Source organism: Kitasatospora sp. NPDC059817 (assembly GCF_042731835.1).
Classification (GTDB): Bacteria; Actinomycetota; Actinomycetes; order Streptomycetales; family Streptomycetaceae; genus Kitasatospora.
The window spans coordinates 1-12,251 of the sequence record NZ_JBHWIR010000097.1; the positions used below are offsets into that span (position 1 = coordinate 1).

Annotated in this window: 10 protein-coding genes; 2 read left to right on the forward strand and 8 right to left on the reverse strand. The window is 72.0% G+C overall.

Features of this window, described 5'->3' with window-relative positions:
* Together ACFV61_RS21065 and ACFV61_RS21070 are read left to right on the forward strand one after the other, a co-directional pair.
* Positions 1-324: winged helix-turn-helix domain-containing protein (locus tag ACFV61_RS21065; RefSeq protein WP_380493225.1), on the forward strand; the 324-nt coding region annotated here is incomplete at its 5' end.
* A complete protein-coding gene (locus tag ACFV61_RS21070; RefSeq protein WP_380493227.1) occupies positions 324-1,640 on the forward strand; it encodes a sensor histidine kinase in 1,317 nt (438 codons plus the stop codon). The genes ACFV61_RS21065 and ACFV61_RS21070, both read left to right, overlap by 1 nt.
* Before the next feature lie 106 nt (positions 1,641-1,746).
* Here the strand turns inward: ACFV61_RS21070 and ACFV61_RS21075 are convergent, their stop codons facing one another.
* The 8 genes from ACFV61_RS21075 to ACFV61_RS21110 all read right to left on the reverse strand — a co-directional run bounded on the left by ACFV61_RS21075 (position 1,747) and on the right by ACFV61_RS21110 (position 11,309).
* Positions 1,747-2,703 carry a formylglycine-generating enzyme family protein gene (locus ACFV61_RS21075; RefSeq protein WP_380493229.1) on the reverse strand — a complete coding sequence of 319 codons (957 nt, stop codon included), beginning with the start codon at positions 2,701-2,703 and terminating at the stop codon, positions 1,747-1,749.
* Positions 2,704-2,767: 64 nt separating this feature from the next.
* Positions 2,768-4,111 (reverse strand): MFS transporter, encoded by a 1,344-nt coding sequence (locus ACFV61_RS21080; protein WP_380493231.1) that lies wholly within the window; start codon positions 4,109-4,111, stop codon positions 2,768-2,770.
* Positions 4,112-4,239: 128 nt separating this feature from the next.
* Positions 4,240-6,003: a sulfatase gene (locus tag ACFV61_RS21085; RefSeq protein WP_380493233.1), complete on the reverse strand. Its 1,764-nt coding sequence runs from the start codon at positions 6,001-6,003 to the stop codon at positions 4,240-4,242.
* On the reverse strand, positions 6,000-6,602 hold the full coding sequence (locus ACFV61_RS21090; RefSeq protein WP_380493235.1) for a PadR family transcriptional regulator: 603 nt from the start codon (positions 6,600-6,602) through the stop codon (positions 6,000-6,002). The genes ACFV61_RS21085 and ACFV61_RS21090 overlap by 4 nt, the downstream gene beginning before the upstream one ends.
* A gap of 306 nt (positions 6,603-6,908) precedes the next feature.
* Entirely contained in the window at positions 6,909-7,274 is a 366-nt protein-coding gene (locus tag ACFV61_RS21095) for a hypothetical protein (RefSeq protein WP_063351981.1), read from the reverse strand.
* Positions 7,275-7,400: 126 nt separating this feature from the next.
* Positions 7,401-9,125, reverse strand: a complete 1,725-nt coding sequence (locus ACFV61_RS21100; RefSeq protein WP_380493237.1) for an FAD-binding oxidoreductase — start codon at positions 9,123-9,125, stop codon at positions 7,401-7,403.
* Between the two features lie 134 nt (positions 9,126-9,259).
* Positions 9,260-10,465 (reverse strand): serine hydrolase domain-containing protein, encoded by a 1,206-nt coding sequence (locus tag ACFV61_RS21105; protein WP_380493240.1) that lies wholly within the window; start codon positions 10,463-10,465, stop codon positions 9,260-9,262.
* A gap of 271 nt (positions 10,466-10,736) precedes the next feature.
* Complete coding sequence (locus ACFV61_RS21110; protein ID WP_380493242.1) at positions 10,737-11,309, reverse strand: hypothetical protein; 573 nt, start codon at positions 11,307-11,309, stop codon at positions 10,737-10,739.
* Positions 11,310-12,251: the final 942 nt, after the last annotated feature.

Consider the following 12,251-nt stretch of genomic DNA (forward strand, 5'->3'; position numbering starts at 1 on the left):
CGCGCGGGGGGGGGCGGCGCGCGCGCCCATCGGGGCCCCCCCCCCCGCGCCCTGCCCCCCGCCCCCCGCCCGCCCCCCGGCGGGGCCCCCCGGCTCGACCTGACCAAGACCGAGTTCGACCTGCTGGAACTGCTCCTGCGCAACCAGGGCACCGTCCTGACCCGCCACCAGATCTACGAACGCATCTGGGGCTACGACTTCGACACCGACTCGCGCTCACTCGACGTCTACATCGGCTACCTGCGCCGCAAGACCGAGGACGGCGGCGCGCCCCGGCTGATCCACACCGTGCGCAACGTCGGCTACACCGCCAGGACCGCCTGATGCTGCGCACCAGGATCGGCCTCGTGGTCCTCGCCTCCGTCCTGCTGGCCATCGCCGTACCCGTCACCGCCGCCTACCGCGGCGTCAGCACCCTGGTCGCCGACCAGCTCGACCGGAGCCTGGAGGACCGGGCCCACACCGTGCTCGCCGCCCTGGACCTCGACCGCCCCCCGCCCGCACGGCCCGACACCGTCGAACAGCTGCTGCTGCCCGACGGCACCACCCGGCCGCTGGGGGCCCCGGGCGGCCCGGCGCTGCCGGTCTCGGCCCGGGCCCGGGAGGTGGCCCGTACCGCACAGGGCGCCCACCAGGAGGACGCCACCGTCGACGGCACCCCCTACGGCATCCTCACCAAGGCCCGCCCCGACGGGCAGGGCGCGGTGATGATCGGCCAGACCTACGCCGGGGCGCAGACCGTCGACGACGCGTTCCTGCGCCGCATCACCTGGACCAGCGCCGCGGCCGCGGCCGCCTCCGCGCTGCTCAGCTGGCTCGTCCTCGGCCGGATCCTGCGCCCGGTGCGACGCCTGGCCCGCGCCGCCGAACACATCACCACCACCCGCGACCTGGCCACCCCGCTGCCCGCCGCCGGCCGCGACGAAGTCGGCCGCCTCACCCGCGCCTTCGAGGCGATGGTCGGCGCCCTGCGCCGCTCCCGCGACCAGCAGCAGCGCCTGGTCCAGGACGCCAGCCACGAGCTGCGCACCCCGCTGACCTCGGTACGCGGCTGCGCCGAACTCCTCCAGCGCGCCCGCGGCCGGCTCGCCCCCGCGGACGAGGAGCAGATCCTCGCCACCCTGGTCACCGAAACCGTCGCACTCGACGAACTCGTCCGCGAGCTGGTCGAGTTGGCCACCGACCAGCAGACCGTGGAGGACCCGGAGCCGGTGGACCTGACAGCCGCCGCAGAGGACAGCGCCCGGCGCTTCCGGCGCCGCACCGGCCGCGAGATCACCGTCACCGCCGAACGGCCCGTGCCGGTGCAGGCCCGCCCGCGCGCGCTGCAGCGCTGCGTGGACAACCTGGTCGGCAACGCCGTCAAGTTCAGCCCGGACGGCACCCCGGTGGAGGTCCACGTCACCGGCACCCGCCTCGCCGTGCGCGACCACGGGCCCGGCATCGCCCCCGGCGACCGGCAGGCCGTCTTCGAGCGCTTCCACCGCGCCGCCGCCACCCAGTCCACCCCGGGCTCGGGGCTGGGCCTGGCCATCGTCCACGACCTCGTCGCCGCCGACCACGGCACCGTCTTCGCCACCGCCGCCCCCTCCGGCGGCGCCGAGGTCGGCTTCCACCTGCCGCCCGCACCGGAGGGCTGACGGCCCGCCCGGAGGCCAGGACAGCGGGTCGGTGATCGGCGAGCCCCGGCTTGGTGATCTGCGGGCCCGGCTGAACGGCGTGGCCCCACGCGGGCGGGTCGGCGCGTCAGTCGGGCCGTTCGGCGTCGCGGGCGCAGCGGAAGCCGGCGTGGCCGCTGGAGCTGTCGGGGGTGTTGGAGCTGCGGGCGGCGACGCGGTAGCGGTTGCAGTAGGACTTGTGGCACAGGTGGGAGCCGCCGCGGATGACCTTGGCGGTTCCGGTGGCGGGGCCGGTGGGGTTGGCCGGGGTCGGGGATGCGGGGTGGTCGGTGGTCCACCAGTCGGCGCACCACTCCCAGACGTTGCCGGACATGTTGTACAGGCCGAAGCCGTTCGGCGCGAAGGAGTCGGCGGGGGCGGTGGCGCGGTGGCCGTCCGTGGCCGTGTTCTTCGCCGGGAAGGTGCCGCGCCAGATGTTGCAGCGGTGGGTGCCGTCGGGATCGAGTTCGTCGCCCCACGGGTACCGGGCCTGTTCGAGTCCGCCGCGGGCCGCGTACTCCCACTCCGCCTCGGTGGGCAGGCGCTTGCCGGCCCAGGAGGCGTAGGCGTGCGCGTCGTTCCAGGAGACGTGGACGACGGGGTGGTCGCCGCGGTCGGCGACCGTGCTGCCCGCACCCTCGGGCCGGTCCCAGGCGGCTCCGGTGACCGCGCACCACCAGGGGGTCCGCTCCACCCGAGCGGCGGTACGCCGCACGGCGGCCGGGAGGAAGCCGGCGAAGACGTAGGACCAGCCCAGGCGTTCGGCGTCCGTGCGGTAGCCGGTGTCGGCGGCGAACACGGTGAACTGCTCGTTGGTGACGGCGCGGGCGTCGATGAGGAACGGGTCCAGCCGGACCTGCCGCACGGGGCCTTCGCCGTCGTCGGGGAAGCCTTCGGAGTCGTCGGTGCCCATCAGGAACTCGCCGCCGGGCAGGGGGACCATCCCGTCGGTGGGGCCGGCGGGACGCGGGGCCGCGAGGCGGAGCGGGCGGATCGCGCCGGGGCCTCGCGAGGGCGTGCAGCAGGGCGCCGAGGGCAGGTTCACGGGTTCCTCCGGGAGTGGGTTCAGCCGGGACTGGGTTCAGCCGGCCGTGCAAGGCGGGCCGGGGTCAGGCCAGGGCCGCCCGGCGCCTGAGGTCGAGCTCCCGCTGCACCCGCTGCACGTCTTTCGCGTAGGGCAGGTGGAGGAGGGTCAGGAAGGCGCCGTTGACGAGCATGAGGACCACCAGGACCGCCAGGAACACCGGGCGGAGTCCGACCGCCTGGCCGAGGAAGCCGGCGCCCAGGCCGAAGGCGGCCCACGCGAGGGCTTCGAAGACCGAGACGTAGATCGTGAAGGCGGTGGCCCGCAGCTCGGGCGGGGTGACCGCCATGACCATCGGGCGGTTGAGGCTGGGATTGACGCCCTGGGCGACACCCATCAGGCAGAAGAGCAGGGCGTACGCGCCGATGCCGCGGTAGTGGACCTGGGTGCCCAGGAAGGCGAGGACGGCGAAGGCGACCTGGGCGCCCTGGAGCGCGCCGGGAAGCCCGTGGCGGGGGCTGCGGCGGGTGGCCCAGTCGGCGAGGAAGCCGCCCAGCAGGGTGCCCAGCAGGTATCCGATGCCCAGCGGCATCAGGACGACGGCGGCTCGCTGGGTGGTGAAGCCGAACACGTCCACCAGGTAGACGACGGCGAACGAGGAGAGCAGCAGGTGTCCCGAGAGCAGCCGCGACACCAGGAGGATCGCGAAGCTGGGGATCTTGAACAGCGAGACGACGGTGGCCAGGTCGACCTTCGTCCGGGACTCGCGGGCGGCCCGGTCGAGGTCGGCGAGTTGCCGCTCGGCCGCGCCGCGGCCGGGGTCGCGGAAGCAGAGCAGCAGCACCACGCCGAAGAGGATGTTCAGGACGCCGACGCCCCACAGCCCCCAGCGCCAGCCGTCGTGGACTCCCGCCAGTTGCCCGATGAGCGGGCCGAGCACCGAGCCGGCCAGTGCGAGCGCACCGTAGAGGGCGCCGACGGCGCGGCCGCGCGACGCCGGGTCGAACAGGTCGCCGATGATCTCGGAGACCAGCGGCTGGGCGGCCGCGTAGCCGGCCGCGAGGACCGTGAGGAAGACCAGCAGCTCGGTGAAGTTCCGGGAGAAGCCGGCGGCCACGCCCCACACCCCCCACAGGCCGGTGGACAGGACCAGGACGCTCTTGCGCGACCAGCGGCGTGCCGCCCACACCCACAGGGGGGCCGCGAGCACGCCGATCAGCTTGCCGGCGGCGGTCAGGACGCCGAGCGAGCCGAGGGTGAGGCCGAGGGCGTTCCTGATGACCGGGAACAGGCCGGTGACCAGGCCGGCCTCGGTGCCGTCGACCAGCATGGCGCCGCCGAGGACCGAGAGCTGGGCCCACCGGCCTCTGACCGGGGGTGGGCCGGTCCTCGTGGCGGGCCCGAAGGTGCCCTCGATAAGGTCGGACATGCGCGACTCCGCTCTTCGCATCGTTCGTCACAGGGGCAGTGCGGGGGAAAGGGGGCGTGCTCGCCGGTGACGGGGCTGCAACCCCGTCACCGGTACCTCGTGCGCCGGCTGGGTCGTGCGCCGGCTGGTCAGAGAGCGGCGAGTTCCTCGGCCACCCGGCGCAGGGCCGACACGTCGGTGAGGCCGCCGGCCAGGGCGGCGACGTCGATCAGCGGCGTCGGGCCGAGGAACTGCAGGAACTCGGAGTCGACGATGCCGGGCAGGTGCCTGCGCATGACCTCCACGGCGACCGGGTCGGAGATCAGGGCGAACACCGGGGTCCGCAACGAGAAGCGTCCCGAGGGGTAGTCCTCCGGGCGGGGCAGCGGCTCGGCGGTCCGGTCGGCCTGCTCGCGCTGGGCGCGGACCAGCAGGTGCTCCGCGCCGACCGGGCCCTCGGCGGGCAGGCCGAGGCGCTCGTACTGGCTCGGCGGCGCGTCGCCCGCGCGCATCAGCTCCACCAGCAGGGTCGCCATCCGCACCTCGGCCGCGTCGTCGACGAGGGGGGTGCGCTGCTCGGGGTCGCCCTCCAGGTCGAACAGCAGGGTGCCGTGCTGATAGGGGTTGATGAAGGTGCGGCCGGGGACGCGCAGGGTGCGCACGCCCTTGGTGAAGGTGAACGGCTCCGCCAGCTGGAGGTTCGCCAGCTCGGCCGGGGAGAACCGCCCGCGCATGTGGGTGGGCATCAGCGTGTGCTCCAGCAGCGGCGCGTTGTGCACCGTGGCGGGGGCGCGCATGTAGACGTAGCGGCCGTCGGTGACGTTGACGTGGCCGCCGTGGATTCCGAACAGGGCCGCTTCCCGTACCGGGGTGTCCTCGGCCACCGGCAGCGGGCGGCCCTGCACGTCCGCGGGGCGCTCGATGCCGAAGTACTCCAGCAGCGTCGGTGCGAGGTCGATCGTCTGCACCAGGGCCCGGCGCCGCTCCCCGGCCCTGCCGGCCCGCGGGTCCCACACGAACAGCGGCAGGTGGACCAGCTCGTTGTACCAGGGCTGGACGGTCTTGCCCCACCAGCCCTTCTCCCCCAGCAGCAGGCCGTGGTCGGTGTTGACGATCAGCAGGGTGTCGTCCCAGAGGTCCTGCTCGTCCATCAGGTCCAGCACCCGCCCGAGGGAGTGGTCGCACATCGACAGCAGCGCCGCGTACTCCAGCCGGGCGTGCTCGACCTGGCCGGGGGTCTCCACCACGCGCTTGTAGTCGGGCCAGTCGAAGTGCGGGCCTTCGTAGTCGTGCGGGTAGAGGTCCTTGAACCGCTGGTGGCTGAAGAACGGCTCGTGCGGGTCGAAGGTCTCGATCTGCACGAACCACCGGTCCGCGTCCCGGTTGGTGCGGACGAACTCCAGGCCCGCGTCGAAGGTCAGCGTCTGCGGGTGGCGGTCCTCGGTCGCCAGGTGCGGGCGGTTCACCCAGTCCTGCCGGTAGGACTCGAACCGGAGCTTCTTCAGGTCCTCGGGGATCTCCGGGTCGGCCACCTGGCCCTTCCACGGGTCGCCCTCCTGGCCGCGGAAGAACTCCCAGGTGTTGTACCGGCCGTGGTAGGTGGCGCCGCCGTCCTCCCAGTAGTGCGGGTGGTCGCTGACCAGGTGGGTGTACACCCCGTTCTGCTTGAGGAGTTCGGGCATGGAGTCGTCGAACGGCTCCAGCGGGCCCCAGCTGCGGTGCAGGAAGTTGTACCGGCCGGTGTGGATCTCGCGGCGGGCCGGCATGCACGGCATCGACCCCGCGTAGGCGTGGTCGAAGGTGACGGACCGCTCGGCCAGCCGCGCGAAGTTCGGCGCGTGCGTCCAGTCCCCGCCGTAGGGCGGCAGCATGTGCCGGTTGAGGCTGTCGAACATCACCATGATCGCCTTCATGCGGCGCTCCCCTCTCCGGCCGGTGGCGTCTTGTGCCCCGGCTGCCACTGTTCGAGACGCCGGAGCATGCGCTCCAGCCAGGCCACCCACGCGTCCATCGCGCCGGCGCCGTACTGGTGCAGTTCCTCGTAGACCTCGCGTGCGAGTTCCTGGTCCAGCTCGGGCAGCGGGTCCTCGAAGCGGACCGTGCGGTCGCGGGGCCGGTTGCGGGCGATCTGCTGGCGTCGGTGGTCCAGTTCGGTGCGGATCAGCCGGATCGCGGCCTCGCGGTCCAGGACCGCGGCGAAGGCGAAGCGGGAGAGGAAGTCCGCGTCCTGGAACCGGCTGGGCGGCTCGTACGGGGAGCGCACCCACTCCATCACCGCCTCCCGCCCCACCGGCGTGAGCCGGTACACCTTCGCGTCGGGACGCCCCTCGCGCGGATCGACCTCGAACGCCACCCAGCCGTCCGCCACCATCCGCCCCAACAGGCGGTAGATCTGGCTGTGGTGAGCGCGCGAGCGGAGGAACTGGCCCTCCGTCTCGACCCACTTGCGCAGGTCGTACCCGCTGAACGGCCGGCCGGCCAGCAGGGCGAGCAGGACGTACTCGAACTGCATCGAGCCCCCTATGTGCGGAATCACTTATGTGCTCAGTGTTCTATCCGCGGCATGGGAGCCGTCAACGCGGCGGGCGGCGAATTATCGGACCGTTCATAGGAGTTCACGGTGATTCACAGTGCGCAGCACCTGCGCCGCCGGCGGGGGTGCCCGGTGCGGCCGCGATGAAACAGGCTCTTCCGGGGAAAACGGGCGCCCCGCGGCGGTGGGGCCCCCCCCCACCCCGCCCGGGGGCGGCCCAGGCGGGTCCCCACGGGAGCGGCACGGCCGCCACGCGGCGCCCCCGTCCCGACCGAAGAGCGATGCTCAGTTGAAGACCAGGACGTCGGTGCGCATCGGCAGCGGGCTGCCCCAGCCGATGTTGATCTTGAACGTCACCAGTCCGTTGCTGGGGGCGATGCTCGACACCTGGAAGGGCGCCGCACCGACGAACCGGTTCCCGCTGTTGCCGTCGATCTCGGAGGCCGTGATGACGACCGTCGAGTCGATCCCGATGACGTTCCAGGCGATCTGGAGGTTGAACGTCCCGTTCCCCGGGGTCCACGTCCACCACCCCCGCCACACGGCGCCGACGTTGCCGCCGATCGCCGCGAGGCCCTGGTCCCGGTCGGCGGGCTGCGAACTGCTCGCGATCCGCGGCACCTCGATGGAGGAAGATTCGGCTGCGGCCATGACGGCTCCCCTCGCACCGGGAGAGCCCCCATGGGCTCCCCCAATACTTAGAGTGTCCGTTAATGCGCACAGCGTCACAATCACTCGTGGGAGTGAACCTCCGGCGCGCCTCCCCCGGGGCCTTCGTTACGGCCTCCGGCTGGACGGTTCGATGGCGAGGGCGTGCCGGAAGATGTCGCACGGGTCCCAGCGGGCCTTGACCTGTTGCAGGCGAGGGTAGTTGTCCTTGTAGTACAGGGTGTGCCACGGGGTGCCGGAGGTGTTCCACGCCGGATCGGCGAGGTCGGTGTCCGCGTAGTTGATGTAGGAGCCGTCACTGACCTCGCCGGGGACGGGGACGCCCCCAGTGTCGCGATACACCTCGCGGTAGAAGTCCCGGACCCAGGCCAGATGGGCCGCGTCGTCCGCCTCATCGGCCCAGACCGTGTAGTAGACGGCCTTCATGACCGAGTCGCGCTGGGCGACGGCGGTGGCGTACGGGGGCACCGCGTTGACCTGGCCGCCGTAGCCGACGAGGAGCAGGCCGCACTCCGCACCGCCCGTGCCGTCCGTCAGGTGCCGGTAGGCGGTGGCGAGTTCGGCGTCGGTGAGGGAGCGGCGCAGGTAGCCGGCCTTGTCCTTGTAGCGCCGGGTGATCGAGTTGCCGGCCTCGCCGGTCCCCGGCCAGGTGCTGGTGGGCAGCCAGGGCATGGTGCCCCGGAGGGTGGCGGGTTCGGTGGCACCCACGTCGGCGGTCACCGCGCGCACGAAGTCGGTGAGCACCGCGTCGGAACCCGGAACACCCGCATCGATCTGCACGACCAGCTCAAGGGTGCCGGACTTGCGGTGTCCGGCGATGAGGACGGCGTACAGGTTCGCCGCGGGGGTGCCCGGTTCGCTGTTGCGCTCGTGCCAGACGCCGTAGTTGCGCAGCAGGGTGGTGAACGCCCGTTCCGTCATCTTCTCGTCCCAGGCCCAGGCGACCAGGCACCTCCGCAGCTCGCCCGGGGCGCGCGGCAGGAGCGCCGCGGGGTCGCTGTGGGAGCGGGTGCCAGGGCCGGAAGTTTCGGGGCCGGGGGTGCCAGGGCCAGGGGTGTCACGGGAGCGGAGCCAGTAGCGGGTGACGACGCCGAAGTTGCCACCCCCGCCGCCGGTGTGGGCCCACCACAGGTCGTGGTTCGGATCGTCCGGGTCCCGGGTGGCAACCACCGCCCGGACGTTCCCGTCCCGGTCGGCCACCACCACCTCCACGGCGTGCAGGTAGTCCACGACCGAGCCGTAGGCGCGGGACAGCGGACCGTACCCGCCGCCGGCCAGATGCCCGCCCGCGCCCACCTCGGGGCAGCCGCCGGCCGGGATCGTCACACCCCAGCCCTTGAACAAGGTCCGGTACACGCGCCCGAGGGTCGCTCCCGGCTGCACCGAGAAGGCACCCATCGCGGGGTCGAAGCCGACGGCGTCCATGGCAGAGAGGTCCAGTAGGAGCTGCACCGCCGGGTCGCCGGTGAAGTTCTCGAAACAGTGACCGCCGCTGCGCACGGCGATCCGGCGCCCGGAGCGGACGGCGTCGGCGACGGCCCGCACCACCTGCTCGGTGGAGCCGGCCAGGCGGATCTCCTCCGGCCGGCCGACGAAACGGTAGTTGTCGCCCCGCAGCACGCTGTCGTAGCGGGAGTCATCGGGGCGGACTGTGACCGGCCCGAACGCCCGGCCCTCCGGCCCGCCCCCACCTCCCGCCGGACCCGGGCCCTGGTGGCCCGCCGCCTCGGCGGGCCCGACGGCCAGGCCGGCGACCGCACCGCCGACCGCCACCGCACCGGCTCGAGCGAGCAGGTGGCGACGCCCCAGCCGTTCGTCCGCCGACCCGTCCATCTCTTCCTCCGTTCACTACGACCATCCGTCAGCGCATGCTACCGGCGCACGCGTCATTCAAATGTGCTGACCATAGCGATAATTGACACAGAATCAGGAAAAGCCCATAGCGCTCGGCCGCCCCCGGCGGACGTTCAGCGGGTGCCGCAGAAGACGGTGTCGAGGAACTTGATGCTCGCCTCGTTCTGCGCCGTCTGCTCGGCGTCATCGCCCCGCGGGGTGTAGGAGAGCGCGACCTGGCGGTCGGCGGTGCCCCACAGCTGGGTGGAGAAGCCGAAGGTGCCGCCGTTGTGGCCCAGCACGGTGGTGCAGGAGAGCGTCGCCTGCGCCAGCCCCATCCCGTAGTCGACGTCGTGCGAGCCCGGCACGGTCTGGAGCATCGTGGTCATCTCGCGCTGCTCCGCCGGACGCAGCAACTTCCCCTTCAGCACGGCCTGCTCGAACCGGACCAGGTCATCGGTGGTGGAGATGATCTCTCCGGCGGCGCCCGCCCAGGACGGGTTCTGGTCGGTGACGTCGAAGTCGGTCTTCTTGACGTTCCCGGTGCCGGCGCCGTCCACGGTGGTCCAGTAACTGTGGGCGTGCGGGCCGGGGATCGTGGTGGAGCGGCCGGGGACCGTGGTCTTCGTCATCCCGAGCGGTCGCAGGATGCGCTGACCGACCTCCTGTCCGTAGGGGTGCCCGGTGACCTGCTCGATGATCAGGCCGAGGATGTTGAAGTTGGTGTTGGAGTAGCCCCATTGGGTTCCAGGCTCGAAGTTCGGCGCGTGGGAGACGGAGGCGGTCACCAACTGGCGCGCGGTGAACGTACGGTTCAACCCGCCCTGGGCCAGCCACGTCCGGAAGACGGCCGGGTCGTTGAGGTTGGGAAAGACGTCGGTGCCCTCGTTGGTGGCGTCGAACAGGCCCGTGCGCTGGTTGAGCAGCTGGCGGACGGTGATGTTCTGCCCGTTGGGGACCAGCCCCGGCAGGTGGCTCGACACCGAGTCCTCCAGGCCGAGCCGGTGCTCACCGACCAGTTGCAGCACCGTGGTGGCGACGAACGTCTTGGTGACGCTGCCGATCCGGAACCGGCCGTCACCACGGACGGGCGCCTGACCGACCAGGTCGGTCACCCCCGTGGTGCCGCGCCACCGCTGGTCACCGTCACGCACCTCGGCGATCGCGGACACCGCCTTGGCGTCGGTCAGCCCGTTGAGGGCGAGTTGCAGCGGACCGCCACGCGGGCGGGCCGACGAAGCTGCGGAGTCCTCGGCCCCCGCCACGGCGGCGGAGGCGGGTGACGCGGACACCGCCAGACAGAAGGCTGCGATCAGGGCACTGGTCAGACGACGAGACATGGAGCTTCCCTTCACTCGGGCGAACAGGAGTTCGCCACGAGCCAGCCTGTCAGCGCCGCCACCGGGGGATCATCACTCCGGATGAGGACCCGTCCATCCTTCAACAGGCTTACGAAATCGACACCTTAGGACACCAAAGAGGTACGTGAGGGGTCGTCCGGCGGTCGCATCCGGGGATGCGCCCGCACGCTCGGTCGAGTTATGGCCGGGGGGAGCCTCCGGTCTGGTGGCTCCCCCCGGCGTTCGGCACAAGGCCCCGTTCTGCGGCCGGTCAGCCGGCGCTGACGACCGTGCCGCAGATGATCGTTCCGTTGAGCGTGACCGTCTGACCGAGGTCGTAGGTGGCGGCCACCTCCGTGTCCGTCAGCGTGACCGTCCAACTGTCGCCGGTCTTGGTCGCCTTGACGCCGGTCGCGTTGTTCTTCACGTAGCCGCCGACGTGGGCGGCCGTGCTGACCGGCATCATCCAGCCGGTGCCCGACTCGACGCCGGCGACGCTCGGACCGCCGGCGTTCTGGTCCGACGGCGCCTGGAAGGACGTCAGCTCACCCTTGATGACGGTGCAGGTGCTGTCGGTGGCCTTGATGGAGCCGGACTCCACGCCGCTGAAGGTCACGTCGGCGCTGCCCTTGCCGGCCTTCGCCGGCGGGCCGGTGGGGGCGCCCGCCGCTGCGGGCGCTGCCGCGTCAGTCGTCGCCGCACCCGCGGACGTCGAGACCGCGGCCCCCGGTGCGGTGGCGCTCTTGGCCGGGCTCGACGATCCGCATCCGGCGAGGGATATCAGCGTCGCGCCGGCTATGAGCCCGATGACGGCACGTCGTCGGTGGAGTTCGGTCCGTGACATGTTCTCGCCCCTGAATCTCGCGTGTGAGTATTTGACGATCACCGTGCAGAGTGCGGTCGGCGGCTGTCCGTCACGGGACGGAGGCCGGATGCCGGGCCGGTGTTCTGCGCCGTGATCTCCATGCCCGGCACCCTAGCCTGACGGTCTGACAAAAAAGTGTTCGCACTCGGATTGGTAGACACCGGTCCGCCTGGCGGCAAAACGGCCGCCCCTGACCCGCCATACGGAAAACCGGATTCCTCCCCGGACTGAAGGCCGGGACATCCTCCGGCCTCCGGCCTCCGGGTGAAGCGTCGCACGGCCCCGTGGGGACTGCGCAGGGGGCCAGGTACCGGGTGATCGGGAGTCACGGAAAGCCACGCAACGCAGGGTCCCCGGGCTCCCATCGATGCCCCCTTCGGCCCCAGCACGGGAGTCCCCTCATGCACGTACGCTTCCGCCCGTCGAACAGGGTGTCATTGTGACGGTGTGAACGAAGGGCTCGTTACTGACTTCGGATCGCCAGGGTGAGCTTTCCTGAAGTCCCTGATGGGCTTGGTGTGGTGGCTGTGTTCGGCGGTGTGTGAGATATGCAGATGGGGGCGGGCTGGGCGCTGAGGGGCGGCTGCGCCAGGAGTCGGTGGCGATGCGGGCGGCCGAGTTGTTCGAGCAGAGGATCAAGCCGTCGGAAGTGGCACGGCGTCTGGCGGGTGAGCCCGAAGTCGGCGTACCAGTGGCATGAGTTGTGGCGGGATGGCGGTGTGCAGGCTCTGGCCTCTCGCGGCCCGGGCGGGTCTCGGTGCCGTCTGTCGTCGCGGTGGAGAACTCCTTGCCCTCCGAGCGGAGCTGGCCGCCCTGCGGGCGGACGTCGCCCGCAGGGCCGCGGCCGGAGGCTGATCCGATGGCCGCGGCCCGATCACGCCGCTGAAGCCGACCCCTCGCCCAGCCGTTGTCGTCGGTCCA